Below are 18,481 nucleotides of genomic sequence, written 5' to 3' on the forward strand. Positions count from 1 at the left end.
CACCGTCGTCTTATTAGTCAGATCACATAAGGACGGTGGAAGACATTGAATAAATCACCAGATTTGACAGCGTCGTTTTTTTATTTGCTTGCTCTGCTTCCCATGGGACTGTTCGGCTTTGTGTATGCAGTCGTAGGAATAGCATTGTCAATCGGGCTTATGCCCATCTTTATCGGATTCCCGCTTCTTCTGTTTGTATTGCGGACTAATCGGAACTTGACCGAACTGGACGCCCGGCTCGCCTCCCGGCTGCTTGGCCTGGAACCGCAGACCGAAGCGGCAGCGTCCGGCGGCACTCTTCGCGGAGAACGGAAGTCCTTCTGGGCCATGCTCGGCGCGGAGCTGGTCGACGCAAGATCGTTCAGCGCGCTGCTTTGGCAGTTCATCCGCCTGCCCCTTGGCATTCTGGCATTTGCGTTCACGGTCTCGATTGCTTCTGTCATCCTGGCTTTGCTGGTTTCTCCCGTTGTGTACTGGATTCTTCTTCAGACTCTCCACATCGATATTTTTCACGATCAGTTGAACTTCTTCCTGATGAACGAACGGATCGATTCCATGCAGCTTTCCCTGATCTATACGGGACTCGGGATCCTGGCCGCTCCTGTCGGCATGATCGCTATCCGCAAACTGGCCCAGTTTATGGGCTCTATCGCCGTAGAGATGACCCGCATCGGGGCGCCGGCGTATCAGCCCGCTCCGCAGTACCGATAGGATAAAGAGCTGTCTCCCTCAGGGGAAGACAGCTCTTTATTTAATACATCTTTTTGCGCTCCGGCTCCTTTGGGATTCTATCCCAAACGACAATGAGCAGAGTAGCCAGCGGCCCGATCAGCAGCGAAATGAAAAACCAGTTTAATCCGCTCCTGTTTTTCCCTTGGGCCAGACCCGCATTGATGAGCGCTAGTGTCAGCCAGCCGATCCCGTTCTCCCCGTTTACCTCCAAAGTCGCGTCTTTCCATTCTCCGCATGCTTGACCCTCAGGAAATAATCGAAGAAATAAGCGTTTCATTTCCCGGGCAACCGCATAAAACGCTAAGATAAGCGCTCAGATGACAGCCTTCTCCAAACCCTGTCCTTCCGCCGCAAAAATAAAAGCTTCATGCCGAAAAATCAGTAGTCCTCCGTAAGAGGAAAATAGTCCGACACCCGGGATTCCAGGAGTTCGATGAGTTCCTCGTCCATAAATTCGTAATCGTCCGGAATCTCCAGGCAAATCACCCGCTTCTGCCTTACGACGGAGCCGAATTTGTCCTCAATTCTTCTTTTATGCTTCTTCTCCATGACGAAAATAACGTCCGCCCAGCCGATGTGGCCTTCGGTCACCTTAATTCGCGCGTTCTGTTCCGTTCCGGCGGAACGGACCTGCCAACTTTTTACTTCGTTAAACACTTTCTCTGCCGTTAAGCTCCGCCATCTGTTTCTGCTGCAAAGAAATAATAGTTTAATTGTCCGTCTCTCTCCCCTGTACCGCGAAATTCAGCAGGAGCCGATCTTCGCAGATGCTGCCTACCAGATTCAATGCCGAAATGCGGACAAACGCCAGTCCTCCGTATTCAAACAACTCGGCCCCTTTGTATAACGATAGCGTACGATGAAAGCTGACGGGCTCCCGTCCCGGAAAACGGAACGTATACTCGTTCTCCACCCGGGTCATCACGTTTTTAAAAACCTGTACGGACAAATATAATTCGCCTTCCAGATGAATGAGCGCATATTCCTTATGACTTTCCGGATAAACGTTAAAATCCGCAGACTCCACCGCATATTCCGGCGAATATTTCATAATCAGTTGGAACTGGTCGCCCGTTATCGGCACTCCAAGCGCTTTCAGATACGCCCCCTGTTGAAGATCCACAAGCTTAGACAAGGACATAAGAATAAAACCGCCAACCAGACTTATAAACGCTGCCGGCAGATTGCCTGTCGAAAAAGAGATAAACGTTCCGAACACGATCAGAAACAAGCCCACAATACTTTGAATGGTCGTCACGGCGACTTCCTTTCTAGAATCGAATTTGTTTGAGCTGGGTCAGCAGGCGGTCGGCCTTCTTCCGGATTGCGCTCCTGTTGTCGGGGAGAAGCTGAATGCCGGCAATGGCGGCGATCCCCTCGCTTACTTCGCCGATAGTCAGAAAATCCGTATCCACGTGATGTTGGAAAACCTCCTGCGAGAGTCCCCCCCTGCAGCGGTCAATCTGTCGGGCCGCCCACGAATTCGGACCTTCCCCTCTCGATCTTAATCGTTTGAGCAGCGTTTCCTTGGACGCGCAGAGGGCGAAATGGTGAACCGTCCTGTTATCCCGGCGCAGCCTCCCCACGATCTCGTCGAAGTAAACCGGGTTGACGATAGTCATGGGAACGAGGATAACGCCGTCAAATTTGCCGCTTATGTAGTTCAGCATGCCGTAATTGCTTTCCCGCCACATCGGATAATCCTGAAAATCATCCAGCGCCGTGGAAGGAGGCACATTTTTGCGTATAAAATATCCCGCGTTTTCGGGATCGTATAAAAACGAGCCGGGTATCCGCCGGTGCAGCTCGTGCGTCGTTTGGGACTTGCCGGAGCCAAAAGCGCCGTTCACCCATATAATCACGGAAATCACCCGCTTTCTTAAAATGTGCGGAGGCCGATCTAGCTTTCCAGCGTCAACACGGCCACCGAGTATTTATGCGGAATAAGCAAAACCGCGTTAAAATCGGACAGATTCCGCAGCAGTTCGCCGCTCACTTTCATGCGCTGTAAAAATCATCCTTTTAATCAGCGGAATAACAAAAAGTTTTCTCCCTGCTCGTACTCGGCCATCCCTGCGAATACAAGACGATTCGCTCCGGGCGCTGCGCTTTTACCCGTTTCTTTAAGGGGCAGCCGAAATTGTTAAGAAGCATACGCAAATTATGATGAGTCTCAATACATCCTCTTCTCATAGCTTTCCTTCAACCCTTCGGAAACCACATCCGCCGTAATATCCGGACGGCCCGCGTGAGCGGCGATCATTTCCGGGACGGAGGGCAGCGCCCCGGGCCATGTTTTCGTATCCCACAGTTCGGACCGTTTAAACGCTTTCGCACAGTGGAGAAAAACTTCTTCCACCTCGACTCCGATCGCCAGCTTCGGAATTTTGCCGTGCGCCTCAAGCGGAGCGAGCAGACCGGGATTTTTCGTCAGGCAGGCTTTTCCGTTGATCCGCAAAGTTTCTTCCAAGCCCGGTATAATGAAAATAAGTCCGATATGCGGATTCTCCAGGATATTCCGGTATGTGTTCATGCGCCGGTTGCCTGGCCTTTCGGGGATAATCAGATGATGATCGTCCAGCACCTTTACGAAACCGGGCGCGTCGCCTCTCGGCGAAACGTCGCAATTTCCCAGGAGATCGGCCGTGGACGCAAACAGGATAGGCGACAGACCGATAAACTCCCGGCAGTGCCGCTCCATATACGTGATTTTCATCGCTTCCACGATTTTGTTGGGGTACCCCAGCATCTCCCGCAGCTCCGCTTCGGCTTCGATCCGGTCCTCAAAATAGTTCACAAGCCCACCCCTTACTGGAACATTTTTACTATGTTTTTTATTATAGCGGAATTTCTCGTCAGCTTGCATCTTTTCGGAGTGAACGAAAAAAGCCGGTAATCTGCCCGAGCAGATTCCGGCCGTGCATTTTGGGAGGGCAGCGCTACTGCGAGCCCGGTTTACCGCGCATATAAGACGGCGCATGGACCGTATCAATAAGCAGCAGCCCGTCAAATTGGTCGCGTGGAATGAAGCTTTCCTGCATCAATCCCCAATCGAGTGAAAGACGGGGCTCGAACATCCAGGAAGTTCCCGGTTTGTCTTTGCGGTATTTGATGTCTACAAACGTATACGGGTGCCCGTGCTGCTTCAAAATGTCTTCGAGAGAGCCCCGTTCCGGCTTAACGATAGGATAGCTCTGCCCCATATTGTTGGCGGCTTCGCCTTGATACGTATACAGGCCGATCACATAGCTCTGTCTCTTTAAACGGGCCGGCATGCTCTCGCCCATAAGGCTCAGACCCGTGTAGCCCGAATTTAAAACCGCCGAGTTTTTCTTCCGGATATGTACGTTGTGTCCCCAGACAATGATTTTCTTGTCCGGATAAATTTGTTCGGCAAGCCAGGTAAGATTGTTCGCCATCATCTCGTCACGCATTCTGACGGTTTCCCGGAAGGGAGAGATATCGTTCTTTTTGAGCGCAATGTTGCTGCGGATATTCGCTTCGGTATACGTACGAATCACCTCAATGCGGTCATCCAGAACGCGCTGCGTCATCTCGATCAAGTGCGGGTTGCGGGGATAGTCCGCTTTCAGCTTGTCGGCGTTCTCTTTCACAAACGTTTTCATGCTCTCATACGTTTCCAGCAGGCGCGGTTTCACCTTGGCGTATCCCGCTTCGTCTTCACTGAAGCTCCAATCGCCCAGCTCCTGCTCCGCATCCGCGAACGTTCCGGCCAGTTTGGCGTCTCTGGACCCGATCCAGTCACGGACGAACTCCGAGTACGGAGACTGAATCTGCATATCGAATCCGCTCAGGATTAAGGGCTTGTCCGTTGCGAGAGTCTGCTTGATATAGTCGAATAGAGGCAGCGTCTCCTTGGACCACCACACTCCGAAAATGGCTTCTTTCATCATTTGTTCCGGGGTCGAATCGGCGCTTTTGGCAAGGGCAGCTGACGCATTTCCTAGTCCCGATTCGAAAGCGATAACATCGTAACCGAGCTCCTGGTGCAGATATTGAATGAGACGGACTTTCGAAGAACTGTATTCCGCCGCCCCATGCGTGTTTTCACCGAGGTAGACCAATTTTTTGTCGATCAGCAGCGGTTTCAGAAATTCCAGATCTTTAAACCGGTCTTTCTCTATGACGCCTTTCACGCTTGTTTCAGGCTGAATGCGGTCCAGGGCGTAAGCATGGCTTTGAATCCAGTTCGCCCAGTTGCGGCCGTATTGCTCCGTTGTGCTGACTGCAGGCGGCTTGCTGTCCCCAGCGGTATCGGCGGCTGCCATACCCGCAGCGGGAAAAGCGCAGACGGCGGCGATCGTCAAGGCGATGGTCGTTTTGACGGTTTTTAGCTTGAGATGATGTGAATACAAAAAAATTCCCCCTAGTAAGCCGGTAAGTAAAAACGTCATCACGAGGATGACCACTTTTATGCTAAACCTTGCCATTTAAAAGGAGGAAGGATTTTATTTAAATTTGGTTTAAATTTCGGAAAGAATCAGACGGATTTTTCCCGCGGGGCGCTGCCGCTTACGAGCGCTTCTCCCCCGCCGCGCTTTACCGCAGCGAATACGACGATACACTCAGCCAGCGTTCCGACTGACTGGGCGAACGCGCCGATAGCCCCGTTCCAGCCCGGCGTGATCACAATCAGCAGAACAAGCGAGACGAGCATCACGGTAACGTTGGCCGATTGCGAATACACCATCGTCCTCGTTTCCCGGCGCAGCATAAGAATCCCGTTGCCGTAATCGAGCCAGGGAAACACAAGCGTGAGAATCATAAACACGCGCAGCGTTCGGATCACTTCCTCCATCAACCGGTCGCCGACACCGATGACTTCGTTCAGAAACCAGGGCCCGGCATCCGTATAAGCGAGCAGCCCGATCAGAACGGACGGGATAAAGCTGATGACCAGCACGAAACGCTTGACGCGTCCCGGATGAATCCGGTAGAAATTCAGGACAATCTGATGAATATACGAAAAAAAGCTTTGAACGAGCTGCGTCAAATTGGAAGCGATAGCGAACGCCGCGATAGCGATAACCGCATCCCCTGCCTTGCCGAGTAAAGCGTTTAGCGAAGGACCGATCACGACTGCAATAAACGACGAGAAGAGGAGCGGCTTGTAAAAACGGAAAACATCACCCGTTTTTTCAACGGTATGCTCCGGATTCTTCTCCGGTATTTTATGCTTAAGCAGCGCACTGCCCTCCCACACCGCAACGGCGCTCTCGATCACCATGCCGACGAGGAAAATGATCGCGCCCACGCTGCTTCCGGTAACTCCGTGTACCCGTATGTAATACTGTGCGACGAGATACATGCCGACAAGACGGACGACCATCCCGATCGTGAGCCAGAACGTTCTTTTGTTATAAATAATCAAGCCGTGATACAGGCATCTCAGCCCGGAAAACAGGCTGACGAACATGAGAATCCGGTACACGTTCAGAACATTTTCGAGCTGTGCGCCCCCGATTCCGAAAACGGCGCCCATCAGCCATTTTCCGGGCGGCAAATAAGACAAGATCAGTCCGGCCGCCATAATGGACGCGAATACGTAAAAAGCGACCCGCCGCATGGCGCGAAACGAGACCCGGTCGCGGACAAGCGCGGAACACGTCTGCCTGAGCAGCACGGCCGGCTTCTCCGTTATTCCCAGAAGGCTCATCGCAATGGCATATCCCGCGATAACATGTTCGGGATCGGGCGCCCGTGCAAGCGTACTGTTAATGATCGAATGGGACATCGTGACCAGACTGGCCGCTATGCCGAGCGGTACGAAGAAGACAAGCAGCTTCCAGAAGGTAACCGCTTCATGAGCCGGAGGCGCTTGTTCCTCTCCAGGGTCTGAGCCGGCGGAAATTCCGTCCGGTTCGGCCTTCTTAAGACTTCCGGTTTCCTGTAAATCATCGGGTTCATCATCTGACATAGCGTTGCTCCTCACTCACGAAGTTTGGACTAGAGATCAAGCGTAAGGCACAAAGTTATTTCGATTGTAGCACAAATATACGCCCATCCCCCCGATATAGTTATAACTTCGTAAAAAGTGACAAGTAATTCTTATTGAAAAACAACCTCAATCCCTTATAAACACACAAAAAAACCGCAGAAACTGCGGTTTCCGTAATTTTTAGTTGTAAGGCGACCACCAGTTCCACCGGCCCAGAAGTTTCATCAAGGCAGGCACCAGAATCATGCGGATCAGGGTCGCATCCAGAAAAATGGCCCCCGCAATACCGGTTCCCAGCTGCTTGACCCCCGCTACGTCCGCTCCCGCAAACGGAAGCGTGACGGCGATCATGATAGCCGCCGCCGACGTAATGATCCGGCCTGTGGAGGCCAGTCCGGCCGCAACCGCGTAATCGTTGTCCTGCGTCTGCCGGTAAACCTCGGCAATTCGGGCAACCAGGAACACCCCGTAGTCCATGCTGATGCCGAATACAAGGCCGAAGATGAATACGGGAATCATGATCGCGATAGAGCCGCCGCCGTCGACTGCCCCTTCCTGAAAAATCCAGGTCAATAAACCGAATGAAGCGGTAATGCTGAGAACATTCATCACCAGCGTTTTGAGAGGAATAAATACGGACCCGAACGCCTTGTACAGCAGAAAAAAATTCGTAACGAGGACAAACAGCAGTACCTTATACAGGTTCGTAAAAATGGCGTCGTACACTTCCTGACGATACTTGCTCTCTCCGCCCAGCCGAAAAGGAATCCGCTCTTGATTTCCCGCCGCCTCCCATTTGCGCAGCCACTGTCTCGTTTCTTCCGAATCGGGATCGGTGCGAAGGTAAACGTCCATGACCAGTTGATTTTGATGAAAATAAAAAGATGCCGCGCCGGCGTTATTCCCGGCACCCGGCTTTTCGCCGTAAAGAATACGGAGCTGCTCGCCATTCATGCCCAGTCTGGAGAAAATCGAATCCACCCGGACCACTTGCGGGTCCCGCTGAAGCTGCTGAAACAACCGGTAAGCATGCTGCCAGTCAAAAGGTTGTCCGCTGTGCGGACCGGCATCTTTCGCACCCAGAAGAAGGGTGACTTCCGGTGAAGAAAAACGGGCGGCCAGCCGTTCGGCAGCCTCACGCGATTCCGTGCCTGCGGGAAGCGAAGCCGCATCCGGAACCGCAATCTTCATCCGGCCCACCGGCAGGACGCAGATGAAAACGATCAGGATGGCGAGCAGCGCCATCCGCAGGGGTCTTTTCATAACGCCCACAGACAAGCGATGCCAGAACCGTCCGCCGTTTCCGTGAAACCGGGCAGCGTTCTCCGCTTCGATCCTTGTCCGCAGCAAAGACAACACCGCAGGCAGCAGCGTAAAGGACAAGAAAACGGAGACAATCAGGACGGTAAAGGCAGCCCAGGCGACCGAGGCGAACATCGGAAGAGGGATGAACAGGATACCGAGCAGGCCAAGCGCTACACAACCGGCCGAATACAATACCGCTCTTCCCGAAGTCCGCATAGTCAACCGAAGCGCCGGTTCGGCCCTGCCGCAGATCAATTCTTCCCGGAACCGGCTCACGAGCATCAGGGAAAAATCAATACTCAGTGCCAGCCCAACCATCGGAATGACGTTGAGAACGAAATTGGATAAATCCGTCACCATCCCGATCCAGTAAACGATCCCCATCGAGACGACGGCGGAAACCAATCCGAGCACGACCGGGATCAAAGCGGTCGCGGCTCCGCCGAAGGCTATCCACAGGATCAGAAACGCAGCCGGAAGCCCGATCAGCTCCGCTTTTCTCATGTCTTTTTCGCTCGCCGTATTCACATCCGCCTGAACGACCGGCTTCCCGGTTAGCTTCCACGCGAAGCCGGGATGAACGGGCAGGCGTCCGCGCAGCTCGCTCAGCACCGCCTGTTCATCCCGACCGGTAAAGCGGATATCCAGCAGCGCATAGGCCATGCCGGAACGCAGCATTTCCCCCTGATCCAGGGGTGAAACGATCCTCTCCAGTCCAGGCAAGCCCTCTGCACTGCGCAGGACGGAGCGGATATAAGCTTTAAATTCCTCCTTCGGACCGGGTGCGTTCTGTTCAAACCAAAGAACGACCGGCTCGGCAGGCCGGTTAAAGCCCGCGTCCAGCCGCTGACGGACCGCGCCGAACGAGCCTTCGGGGTCGAGACCGTGCCCCTTGAGCACGGAAGATAGACTGTGGGCGTAGCCTCCGAAGAAAACGAGGCAGGCCGCCCAACAGACGAGAATAATCTTCGGATAGCGGAAAGAGAGGACAGCCAGTCTTTGCAAGCCCATGCCCTCCTCTCTTTCCGAATAGGTCCCGAAGATTAGGATTCTCTTTCGGGCTTCAGCCGGGTGGCCTCCAATAATCCGGAGGCCATGCCCGGCGAAAGCTGCGCAAGACGCAGCAGCAAGCGCACTGCGGCCGGACTGTTGAGGGAGGACTGCAGCAGCCGTCCCCACCTCAGCGGCCTCCCGAACGTCCGCTTAACGGCTCGGACGTACTGCTCTTCCCACTCGGCAATGCTGAGCTTCCCCCGCAGATAGTCGTTTGCCAAGGGAGCGCACAGCCGCGCCGAGCGGAGGGCCATGGACATGCCGTCTCCGCACAGCGGGGGAATCATCGCCGATGAATCCCCCAGACGCGGCATCATGTCCCAGGGGTTCAAGCGCCGGTCCAGCTTCACCGGCGCGACCGCTGCCTGTGCATCCGGCACAGGCAGCCCCCGCTTCAGCTTCGAATGAAGCGGGGGACACCGCCGCGCGGCGGCTTCCAGCAGCGCGAGCACGCTCTTGCCCGCGCCGCGGAACGATTCCCGCGACAGCAGCGCGGAGACGTTGACGAGGCCGTCTTCTATGGGGCACAGCCCCAGGTAGCCGCCGGGAAAGAGATACAGCTCGACGATCGGCTCCATCTCGATTCCCGTGTAATGAGATTTGACGCCCATATAGTCGGGGGCGCTGCGTTTCCACGGGTTCAGAGTCCGGCGGGTACGCCCCGCTTTGGCGATGCGGGCCTGCCCGTTCGCTCCCCAGGCGGCAATAACCGTACGGGCCCGGATGACTTCCATACCGGCCTCTCTCCTCACTCTTACCTCGCAGCTCTCATCGGCGAGCCTCGTAACCGAGAGAACCGCCGCTGAGGTCAGGACCCGGGCTCCCGCCGCTGCGGCCGCTTCATGCAGGGCTTCGTCGAGCCGGAAGCGGCTCAGTCCCATAGCGGTCCCCGGCAGCGGGATGTCGACATAGCCGCCGTCCGCGGAAATCAGCCGCGCCCGCTCTACCCGGGCGGGGCGAAGGGCCGTCACGCGGTCCAGCAGACCGGCGGCATCCAGCGTCTGCCGGACCTCCGGCGACAAAAACTCCCCGCACACCTTATGGCGGGGAAAACGGTGCCTGTCCACCAGCAGCGTCCGCCATCCTTTCTCCGCCAGGCTTTTGGCCATGAGGGCGCCGGCTAAGCCCGCACCCAGAACGGCAACGTCCGTCTCGGTTACGTTCATGGTTTACGCTCCGATCCCGCATCCGGCTGGGGTTGCCGGGGAATCACGACCGCATAGCGGAACAGCGGTCTCCAGGAGACGCGATATCCGGGCGTCTCCAGCGCTTTCCCGAGAATGGACCAATCTTCCGGCGAAAAGCCTTTGGCGACGGATAGCGGTCCGTCATGGCGGATATAGCGGTTTCCCGATAAGACGCGGGAAGCCAGCCAGACGGCGGACCAAGCCAGCCAGTGACGGTGAATATCGTTAACGGCGATGCCGAGGCGGGATGCCCGGAGCATCGCGCGAACGGCACCGGGGAGTTCGTCCGAGGAGAAGTGATGGAGAAACTGGGTGCCAGTCACAATATCGGCGCTGCCTTCGGGAAGTTCGAACAAACCGGTCCGCCGGACCTTCACTCTCGGTTCGTCATGGAACAAACGCCGTGCCTCTTCGCAGGCTTCCTCCGTAATATCGCATAAGGTGACGGTCATGCGTATCTGGCGGTCGTCCGCCCACCGGAGCACGCGACGGTTCACGTCGCCGGAGCCGGAACCGACATCAAGCACGGTCAGTTCTGCCGGCTTTCCGGCTGCCGTCCACAATTTTTCGATCCCGTACAAGGTTGGACCGGACGCCGCAAACAGGCGGTTGAGCCTGCGGAGATGCCGTAAAGCCTCCGTGAGCTCGGCTCCTCCGCAGGTGAGATCATCCATGTACTCCGCTTCCGGCGAACGGCTTCTCAAGCGGTCAAACGGCGGCATGCGCTGTTTTCTCCTGCGCAGCGCCTACCGGTATGTAGGTGAACCGGATAAGCTCCGCCGTAAGTCCGGGGCCGAAGGCCAGAGCGATTCCGTCGGCGGCGTCCGCTCCCGCCGTTCGGAGCTGCATCCTCATCTGCTGCAGGACGAAAAGAATCGTTGCGGAAGAGAGGTTCCCGAAGTCCCGCAGCACTTGTCTGCTGGGCGCAGTCTGCTCTTCCGTGAGGCCGTATACCTGCTCGATCGCATCCACGATCCCTTTGCCCCCGGGATGAATCGCCCACAGCCCGGGAAGGCGTTCCCCGTCCAGCAGTTTACCGATCTCCTGCGGTATCCGGTTCGTAATAAGCTTGGGGATAGCCGGTGACAAATATAAATCGAAACCGAAATTGCCGACTTCCCAGGTCATCTCCTCCGCCGCTTCCGGAATGAGCACGGACCGGTGATTCCCCAGCCCGAATATCCCCTGCCGCGATTTTCCCGTGCGCCCGATTACGCAGGCGGACGCACCGTCCCCGAAAAATGACGCTCCGAAAAGAGCTTCTTTATCCCCCGACGGCTGTATATGCAGCGTGCACAATTCGACGCTTACGATCAGCACGTTCGCCTGCGGCGCGGAATCCGCTATTTCGCGGGCCAGGCATACGGCACGCAGTCCCGCCGCGCATCCGATGAATTGAAGCGAAATCCTGGAGATTTCCCTGGACAAGCCCAGTTCTTTTACAAGCGAGGCGTCCAGTCCCGGCAGGAACTGCCCTGTGCAGCTGACGGTGATCAGATGGGTGATGTCCGAGACGGAAAGACCGCTGTCCGCCAGTGCCTGTCCGGCCGCTTGACGCGCCAGCGGCACCGATTCTCTTTTATAAAGCGCCATCCGTTCGGCTGTCGTCGGGATAAGGCCCGGCTCCGTATCGGGCAGATAGCGGCATGAAGAGACCGGTCCCAAAAGACCGGGTTCGCAGGTGTACCGGGTTTCAACGCCGCACTGTTTGAACAGCCGTTTGGCCCAGCGGGCGGAATCGGGATAACGTTCCAAAGCCTGTGTCAACCGGAGGACTACTTCCGATTGTTTTAGCGGGTAGGCCGGAACTGCCGTGCCTATGCCCAGAATTGCGGTTGCAGGAGTCGTCTGGTTCATCTACCGGTTCATCTCCTCGTCTATAAATAGGCCGGATCGGCCGGAAACAGCGAAAACGGCAGGCCGGTTCTCATGTTCAATCCGCCCTTCTATTCATCTGTATTCATAGCGGGCGAAGCTTAGTACAGGCTCTCCATTTCGCGCGGAATTAGTGCCGTGCCGCTCCATAGGCAAGGAACATCCGGTTGACCGCCTTTATGTGACGCCGAGCATCGAGCGCCGGGTGCCTTGCGCTGCGCGAATCCGGATTCTTTTTTTGCGCAGCAGCATATTCGGAAGGACATCTATCCGGGACACCCGGCACATGCCGTTCCCGCCAAATAAAAAAAGCCGCAGAAAGCGCGGCTTGCGAACTTATGAATTTTTGCCGAAAAAATAGCCGGTTAACTTCAAATATTCCGTGAAAGTAACCATCAGGCTCTTGTTATTGCCCCACCATTTCCGGGGAGTAAAGTTTTTGTCGGGGGCGGCCACGTAATGGAGCTGAATGCCGGAATCTTTGAACGCCCGGTCGAAAAGAAGCTTAACCCTTCTCATATGATAATCCGAAGAAACGACGGTCACGGATTTGAACGCATGTTTTTCGATGATTGTTTTGGAAAACACGGCATTTTCGTAGGTGCTATCCGCCCGGTCCTCCAGGACGATAGCTTGCTCGGGAACGCCAAGCTCCATGGCATGTTCTTTCATGAGATCGGCCATTCTGTTATTCCGGTACACTTCTCCCCCCGAAAACATGAGATAAGGGGCAGCTCCGTTTTTGTACAGCTCGGCTCCTTTCTCCGTCCTTTCCCCCCTGTCTCCCGAGAGAACGAGGATCACATCGGATTTAACCGGTTCTTCCGTATAGACGAGGAAAGAGCCCGCGTTTTTCACCGCGATCATCAGCACAATAAACAGGCCGAAGGCAAGTATGAGTTTGATTTGTTTTTTCGTCAAAAAGCCTCACTCCATTTACCGGGTTCATTCCCCCCCTATCTTACCATAGACAAACGCCGTGTTTCTTTCGGATCTCGTAAACGCGTAAAGAGCCAAATCCTCATGCGGCTCCGCGTTCTTCTCCGACGAACCGGTTGGCGGCGGCACCCTGGCCGACTATGAAGAGCAGGACGGCGATTACGGCGAGCAGGAGAAGCGGAGTCGTCCACCCGCCAGTCGCGTCATGCAGGAACCCGAACAGAATCGGGCCTGCGGCTGCCAACAGGTAACCGAACGACTGCGCCATACCGGACAGTTCGGCGGACTGCTGGGCGCTTCGCGTACGCAGGCTGAAGAACATCATCGCCAGACTGAATGCGCAGCCCCCGCCTATGCCGGCCAGGATGATCCACAGCGGCACGAGAGCCGTGCTTCCCAGCAGCAGTCCGAGAATCCCCGCGAGGAACAGCACGCACGTGAGCGTAACGAGGAAGCGCTGATTGGCCATTCTGGCCGCCAGAATGGGCACGACGAACGTGATGGGCAGAAGCGCAAGCTGCATCAGGGAAAGCATCCATCCGGCGTATTCGGCGGAAAGTCCTCTGGTGTTCAGGACAGCCGGCAGCCAGGCGACAAACGCATAGAAGAACGTCGACTGGAGTCCCATGTACAGGGTGACTTTCCAAGCCAACGGCGATTTCCAGACGGAAACAGATTTTTCACCGGAGGAATTCGCCGAAACGGTGGATACCCGCGCCACTTGACGGGCTTTGCGGCTGCTGGTAACCAGCGGCAGCCAGAAGAACAGGGCGAGAAGGCTCAGCGCGGCCCAGGCCCCCAGAGCGCCTTTCCAGCCGAGACCCAGGCTGCTTGCCGCCGGTACGCTGACGCCCGATGCCGCCGCGCCGCTCAAGTTCATCGACACGGAGTACACGCCGGTCATCAGGCCGATCCGGGCGGGAAAATCCCGCTTGATCAGACTGGGAAGCAGCACGTTGCACAGGGCGATGGCGACTCCCAGCAGGGCGGTTCCCAGAAAGAGCGTACCTGCTCCCGATGCCGAACGGAGTAAGATGCCGACCGTCAGGATTGCAGCCGCGGCGAGCAGGACCGTCTCGATCCCGTACTTGCGCGCCCATTTGGGCGCAAACGGGGAAATAACGGCAAACATCAGCAGAGGCAGCGTCGTCAAAGTGCCTGCCAGCGTATTGGAGATGCCGAGCTCTCCCTTAATGGTGCCGATCAAAGGACCGACGGATGTGAGCGGAGCTCTCAGTACGGCTCCGATAAATAGAATGCCGACGATCAGCAGCCAGCCGGCGGTTCGCGCCGTATCTTGATCCTGCCGCACCAGCGGCAGTTCTTCGGGTGGTGTCATTTCTCTGGTGTTCATGATTGTTCCTCCAAGCGTTTCAGATCGTTTCTCGAGTGCGAGATATATTCGTGGACCGCCTCTACGGCTTCTTCCACATCCTGACGGATAATGGCGTCGATCATTTTGGCGTGACTGCGGCGATAAAGTCCGATTTCCGGGATAAGCCCCGACAGACTCCGTACGGAATGATCCAGCGCTTCAGTCATATGCGCGTAAAGCTCGCTGAACAGCTCGTTGTGCGCGGCTGTGACGACTGCCTGGTGAAGCCGGATATCCGCGCCCGAGTAGGCTTCCATGTCCCCGGATTCCTCCGCCGCCGCGCACGCATCCAGATGAAGCTTTAAGGAGTCGATGTCTTCATCCGTTCTGCGCTTCGCCGCAAGTCTTGCCGCTTCGCGTTCCAGCGCCTGCCGCACTTCCAGCGTCTCTGCCAGGGTGGATTGCCTGACCCGCTTCTGCAGAACGACGCCAAGGACACTGGACGAGCACACATACGTGCCGTCCCCCTGCTTCGTCTGGAGAAGCCCCGCATGAACCATGGCCCGCACGGCTTCGCGGATCGTATTGCGGCTGACGCCGAGCGTCTCCGACAGCTCGGGTTCCGGAGGAATACGCGTTCCGATGGGCCACTGGCCCGATTCGATTAAAGTTTGCAGCTGATCCGCAACCTGCTCGACCAGCGTTAATTTTTTCGGTTTTTCCAGCATATTTCTTAAACCTCCAAACATAGGATGATTGGTCTTTATCTAAAATAGCACAACGAGAACGAACTGTAAACCGTCTTCCTCTTAAAGTTTCCGATGCGTGCTGCATTATTCCTTCACGGCACTCGCCCGCATGACCTTTCTTCGGGACGCTCTTGGTTTTAGACAAGCCGGCCACATCTGCTGCCCTGAAACTTCTTCCGCCAATAAAAAAAGATTGTCCCTGATGAGACAATCTTTTGATTAATTCCCGCCCCGGCGCAAATGTCCGGTATCCTCCGGCCGTTCGGCGAGATATGCATTTTTTTACAAGCGCCGCACGTTTCGGTATTCGTTGCCACAATTCCGCGCCCGCCTCCGGTCAGGAAGAAAGCTCCTTGCCCTTGGTCTCGTCCCCCCAGAACAGCACGGCCAGTGCGCCGATAAGGATCATGACGAAAAAGAGGATGAAAATCGCCTGAATGCCGATTCCCCAGCCGACGAGTACACCGACCAGCAGCGGGGCGACGATGCCTCCAATCCGTCCGAACGAAGCGGCAAGTCCCGCACCCGTCGAGCGGATCGCCGTCGGATACAGCTCCGGCGTATAGGCGTACAGCCCGCCCCAGGCTCCGAGGTTGAAGAAAGACAAGCACATGCCCGCGGCAATCAGCATGCCTTCGGTGGAAGCACCGCCAAACCAGATGGCGCTGAAAGCGGTCAGTACAAGATAGGTGACCAGAACGAACTTCCGGCCGAATTTCTCGATGAAATAAGCGGCCGTAAAGTAACCCGGAAGCTGGGCGAGAGTCATGATGAGCACATATTGAAAGCTTTTGACGAGCGTAAAGCCTTTAAGCACCATCACCGTCGGAAGCCACAGGAACATGCCGTAATACGAAAACACAACCGTAAACCACAACACCCACAGCATTACGGTCGACCGGCGGTAATCGCGGGACCAGACGGATTTCACTTTCGCCCCAAACGAAGATTCGCCCGACCGTTCTTTACGGAACCGCGGAGGATCTTCAATCGCCCGCCTCAAATACAGTGCGTAGAGCGCAGGCACGGCTCCGATGACGAAGGCGGACTGCCAGCCGTACTTCGGGATGACGAAATAAGCGATGAGCGCCGCCAGAATCCAGCCTCCCGCCCAGAAGCTTTCGAGCAGCACGACGGCTCTTCCCCTGTCCTGCACGGGCATGCTCTCCGATACGAGCGTGGATGCGACGGGAAGCTCTCCGCCCAGTCCGACACCCGCGATAAACCGCAGGATGCAGAGGACGGTAAAACTCGCGGCCAGAGCGGACAAGCCGCTGGCGGCCGAAAAAATAAGCAGCGTCCAGACCAGGACGGACTTGCGTCCGTAACGGTCGGCCAAATAGCCGGCGATCGCCGCCCCGAACGCCATCCCGACCGAGTTAAGGCTGGTCAGTACGCCGACCTGCCCCGCACTGAGCTTCCAGTGGACCGTCAGTGCGGCCACGATAAATGAAATAATGCCTACGTCCATGGCATCGAACAGCCAGCTTAAACCGGCGCTGAACAGCAGTTTTCTCTGTTTAGGATTTTGAAGCATCGCGATAGCGCGCATTGGGCTTCTCCCTTGTCTTGTAGTAGATATGGTCCGCTTATTCTGCCCTGTCCGAGGGGGAACATTCCGGAGTGCTCCTATTCTTTTCCAGTTAAAAGGATAAGCGGACCGGGTAATTCACTATTTTACCCCCATTCACTTAAATTGGCTAACTTTTCTGAAAAAAATTAAAGGATGTTAAGAAACCTGGAGGAAACAGACACCATGAGTTCTAAAAGCGAAACGGAGAGAACTTCCGAAGAACGGCTGTTGAAGGAGCTCGAGAAATACCCGCGACAGAAACTGCACAAAGAGGACGTCGAGCGCGTCACCGAAATGGTCCGGGATTATCAGGGAAAAATCAAGGCGCATCTGCACGAGCAGCAGGAGAAAAAGACGAACCACTGGGACCGGATGGCCGATCACGTTGCCGTTCTGGCGGGAAGCTGGTGGTTTGTTACGTCCTCCGCCGTCATTATTACGGTATGGATGCTCGTCAACAGCGAAAGAAACTCGTTGTTTATTCTCAGCTTCTCCCTGTCCATCCTTTCCCTGTTTCAATCGACACTGATTCAGAAAAGCCAGAACCGCCAGGCCGCCAAAGATAAACAAGAGCAAATGCTCGACATCGCCATCAATTATAAAGCCGAGCAGGAGAACTTGGAAATTCAGCAAAACTTAAAGGAGCTCGAAGTAAAGCTCCAGTGGATCGAGCTCCGGCTGTCCGCACGTTCACGCGCCAAAAGCCGCCCCGGGCGGACCAAAACCCCGCGCACAAGGCGGAAATAAGCAGGTTTAAAACAAGCTCCAGTCAAAGCGCCCCGACAGCTTCTCAAGCAGATCGACGCCCGCAACGCTGTTGCCTTTGCGATTAAGCGCCGGCCCGATAACACCGATTCCGTACCGGCCGGGCACGAGAGTCAGAATGCCGCCGGAAACGCCGCTTTTGGCCGGCAGTCCGACGCTGATGGCGAACTCGCCGGAGGCGTTGTACATTCCGCAAGTGGTCATGAACGTTTTGGCGATCTGTACGAAGCGCCGCGGAATAAGCGTTTTTCCCGTGAGCGTATCTTGTCCGTCAAAGGCGAGAACCAAGGCCATCCGCGAAAGGTCGCCGCACGTGACCCGGATCGAGCAGTGGCGGAAATACACCTGGAGTACTTCTTCGACACAGCCGTCCAGAACCTCGTTCTCCTTCAGAAAATACGCCAGCGAACGGTTCATATGCCCGGTTTCATTTTCCGACCGGTATACCGCCTCGTCATAATCCAGCTTGTCGTTTGCGGCGAGCTCCCGGAAAAACGACAGCACTCTCGCCGACTTCTCCTCGGGTCCGTCGCCTTTGATTAAGGAGGACACGGCGATCGCTCCCGCATTGATCAAGGGATTAAACGGGATGCCCGGTTCGACCAGCTCCAGCTTCAGCATGGAGTTGAAATCGTCGCCCGTCGGCTCTTTGCCGACCTTGGAGAAGACGGTTGCTTCGCCGTGATCCATTAGCGCCAGTATCAGCGTAAACACTTTGGAAATACTCTGCATCGTAAAAGGCAGCCCGCACTCTCCCGCGGTCAAATGCTCCCCCTGCCCGTTCAGCAGGTGAATGCCAAGTGCGGACGCCGGTGATTTGGCAAGCTCCGGAATGTACGACGCCACATTTCCCCGGGAAGTCAGCTTGCGGCTTTCTTCGACCCACTGCGGAAGCGCCGCCCGGACGGCACTGAATTCATGACCGGCATTCATGGACTTCCCTCCACTATCTTCATTTTGTTTACTTATTTGTCGCGTTCTTTCCGTGTTCCTTCCCGATAAAACAAGTATGACCGCCAAATGAAAAAA

Annotated in this window: 18 protein-coding genes; 2 read left to right on the forward strand and 16 right to left on the reverse strand. The window is 55.7% G+C overall.

Annotated elements, in window-relative coordinates; genetic code table 11:
* Window positions 1–45: 45 nt before the first annotated feature.
* The gene (locus PCH01S_RS04555; RefSeq protein WP_042227140.1) at window positions 46–711 is read left to right on the forward strand and encodes a sensor domain-containing protein; all 666 of its coding nucleotides are present in this window, start codon (window positions 46–48) and stop codon (window positions 709–711) included.
* 40 nt (window positions 712–751) lie between these two features.
* Here the strand turns inward: PCH01S_RS04555 and PCH01S_RS04560 are convergent, their stop codons facing one another.
* From PCH01S_RS04560 to PCH01S_RS04630, 15 genes are all read right to left on the reverse strand, one after another.
* The gene (locus PCH01S_RS04560) at window positions 752–943 is read right to left on the reverse strand and encodes a hypothetical protein (protein WP_042227142.1); all 192 of its coding nucleotides are present in this window, start codon (window positions 941–943) and stop codon (window positions 752–754) included.
* Between the two features lie 167 nt (window positions 944–1,110).
* Entirely contained in the window at window positions 1,111–1,389 is a 279-nt protein-coding gene (locus PCH01S_RS04565; RefSeq protein ID WP_042227144.1) for a protein-tyrosine-phosphatase, read from the reverse strand.
* 52 nt (window positions 1,390–1,441) lie between these two features.
* Window positions 1,442–1,990 carry a hypothetical protein gene (locus tag PCH01S_RS04570; protein ID WP_042227147.1) on the reverse strand — a complete coding sequence of 183 codons (549 nt, stop codon included), beginning with the start codon at window positions 1,988–1,990 and terminating at the stop codon, window positions 1,442–1,444.
* 13 nt (window positions 1,991–2,003) lie between these two features.
* Window positions 2,004–2,594 (reverse strand): AAA family ATPase, encoded by a 591-nt coding sequence (locus PCH01S_RS04575; RefSeq protein WP_174446779.1) that lies wholly within the window; start codon window positions 2,592–2,594, stop codon window positions 2,004–2,006.
* Window positions 2,595–2,905: 311 nt separating this feature from the next.
* Window positions 2,906–3,529 carry an MSMEG_1061 family FMN-dependent PPOX-type flavoprotein gene (locus PCH01S_RS04580; RefSeq protein WP_042227150.1) on the reverse strand — a complete coding sequence of 208 codons (624 nt, stop codon included), beginning with the start codon at window positions 3,527–3,529 and terminating at the stop codon, window positions 2,906–2,908.
* 142 nt (window positions 3,530–3,671) lie between these two features.
* Complete coding sequence (locus PCH01S_RS04585; RefSeq protein WP_042227152.1) at window positions 3,672–5,108, reverse strand: erythromycin esterase family protein; 1,437 nt, start codon at window positions 5,106–5,108, stop codon at window positions 3,672–3,674.
* Between the two features lie 125 nt (window positions 5,109–5,233).
* On the reverse strand, window positions 5,234–6,670 hold the full coding sequence (locus tag PCH01S_RS04590) for a hypothetical protein (RefSeq protein ID WP_042227154.1): 1,437 nt from the start codon (window positions 6,668–6,670) through the stop codon (window positions 5,234–5,236).
* Between the two features lie 201 nt (window positions 6,671–6,871).
* Complete coding sequence (locus PCH01S_RS04595) at window positions 6,872–9,007, reverse strand: MMPL family transporter (protein WP_241688705.1); 2,136 nt, start codon at window positions 9,005–9,007, stop codon at window positions 6,872–6,874.
* Window positions 9,008–9,039: 32 nt separating this feature from the next.
* Window positions 9,040–10,215, reverse strand: coding sequence for an NAD(P)/FAD-dependent oxidoreductase (locus PCH01S_RS04600; protein ID WP_042227158.1), 1,176 nt, complete (start codon window positions 10,213–10,215; stop codon window positions 9,040–9,042).
* Entirely contained in the window at window positions 10,212–10,958 is a 747-nt protein-coding gene (locus PCH01S_RS04605) for a methyltransferase domain-containing protein (RefSeq protein ID WP_042227159.1), read from the reverse strand. Before PCH01S_RS04605 ends, PCH01S_RS04600 begins: the two co-directional genes overlap by 4 nt.
* The gene (locus PCH01S_RS04610; protein ID WP_042227161.1) at window positions 10,945–12,093 is read right to left on the reverse strand and encodes a type III polyketide synthase; all 1,149 of its coding nucleotides are present in this window, start codon (window positions 12,091–12,093) and stop codon (window positions 10,945–10,947) included. Before PCH01S_RS04610 ends, PCH01S_RS04605 begins: the two co-directional genes overlap by 14 nt.
* Before the next feature lie 354 nt (window positions 12,094–12,447).
* Window positions 12,448–13,032, reverse strand: coding sequence for a YdcF family protein (locus tag PCH01S_RS04615; RefSeq protein WP_042227162.1), 585 nt, complete (start codon window positions 13,030–13,032; stop codon window positions 12,448–12,450).
* Window positions 13,033–13,132: 100 nt separating this feature from the next.
* The gene (locus PCH01S_RS04620; RefSeq protein WP_042227163.1) at window positions 13,133–14,404 is read right to left on the reverse strand and encodes a CynX/NimT family MFS transporter; all 1,272 of its coding nucleotides are present in this window, start codon (window positions 14,402–14,404) and stop codon (window positions 13,133–13,135) included.
* Window positions 14,401–15,093, reverse strand: coding sequence for a FadR/GntR family transcriptional regulator (locus PCH01S_RS04625; protein WP_042227165.1), 693 nt, complete (start codon window positions 15,091–15,093; stop codon window positions 14,401–14,403). The genes PCH01S_RS04620 and PCH01S_RS04625 overlap by 4 nt, the downstream gene beginning before the upstream one ends.
* Before the next feature lie 358 nt (window positions 15,094–15,451).
* A complete protein-coding gene (locus tag PCH01S_RS04630) occupies window positions 15,452–16,666 on the reverse strand; it encodes an MFS transporter (protein WP_042227166.1) in 1,215 nt (404 codons plus the stop codon).
* A gap of 204 nt (window positions 16,667–16,870) precedes the next feature.
* Between PCH01S_RS04630 and PCH01S_RS04635 the strand changes: the two genes are divergently transcribed.
* On the forward strand, window positions 16,871–17,434 hold the full coding sequence (locus tag PCH01S_RS04635) for a DUF1003 domain-containing protein (RefSeq protein ID WP_042227168.1): 564 nt from the start codon (window positions 16,871–16,873) through the stop codon (window positions 17,432–17,434).
* Window positions 17,435–17,440: 6 nt separating this feature from the next.
* Here the strand turns inward: PCH01S_RS04635 and glsA are convergent, their stop codons facing one another.
* Window positions 17,441–18,385, reverse strand: a complete 945-nt coding sequence (glsA, locus tag PCH01S_RS04640) for a glutaminase A (protein ID WP_042227170.1) — start codon at window positions 18,383–18,385, stop codon at window positions 17,441–17,443.
* Window positions 18,386–18,481 lie beyond the last annotated feature (96 nt).

The organism is Paenibacillus chitinolyticus NBRC 15660 (assembly GCF_000739915.1).
Taxonomy (GTDB): Bacteria; Bacillota; Bacilli; order Paenibacillales; family NBRC-103111; genus Paenibacillus_F; species Paenibacillus_F chitinolyticus.

What these genes read in the sequence shown, in the direction of transcription:
- PCH01S_RS04620 (WP_042227163.1), bottom strand. Translation starts at nt 14,404, where the DNA reads ATGAACACCAGAGAAATGACACCACCCGAAGAACTGCCGCTGGTGCGG.
- PCH01S_RS04610 (WP_042227161.1), bottom strand. Translation starts at nt 12,093, where the DNA reads ATGAACCAGACGACTCCTGCAACCGCAATTCTGGGCATAGGCACGGCA.
- PCH01S_RS04590 (WP_042227154.1), bottom strand. Translation starts at nt 6,670, where the DNA reads ATGTCAGATGATGAACCCGATGATTTACAGGAAACCGGAAGTCTTAAG.
- PCH01S_RS04625 (WP_042227165.1), bottom strand. Translation starts at nt 15,093, where the DNA reads ATGCTGGAAAAACCGAAAAAATTAACGCTGGTCGAGCAGGTTGCGGAT.
- PCH01S_RS04630 (WP_042227166.1), bottom strand. Translation starts at nt 16,666, where the DNA reads ATGCGCGCTATCGCGATGCTTCAAAATCCTAAACAGAGAAAACTGCTG.
- PCH01S_RS04635 (WP_042227168.1), top strand. Translation starts at nt 16,871, where the DNA reads ATGAGTTCTAAAAGCGAAACGGAGAGAACTTCCGAAGAACGGCTGTTG.
- glsA (WP_042227170.1), bottom strand. Translation starts at nt 18,385, where the DNA reads ATGAATGCCGGTCATGAATTCAGTGCCGTCCGGGCGGCGCTTCCGCAG.
- PCH01S_RS04595 (WP_241688705.1), bottom strand. Translation starts at nt 9,007, where the DNA reads ATGGGCTTGCAAAGACTGGCTGTCCTCTCTTTCCGCTATCCGAAGATT.
- PCH01S_RS04605 (WP_042227159.1), bottom strand. Translation starts at nt 10,958, where the DNA reads ATGCCGCCGTTTGACCGCTTGAGAAGCCGTTCGCCGGAAGCGGAGTAC.
- PCH01S_RS04600 (WP_042227158.1), bottom strand. Translation starts at nt 10,215, where the DNA reads ATGAACGTAACCGAGACGGACGTTGCCGTTCTGGGTGCGGGCTTAGCC.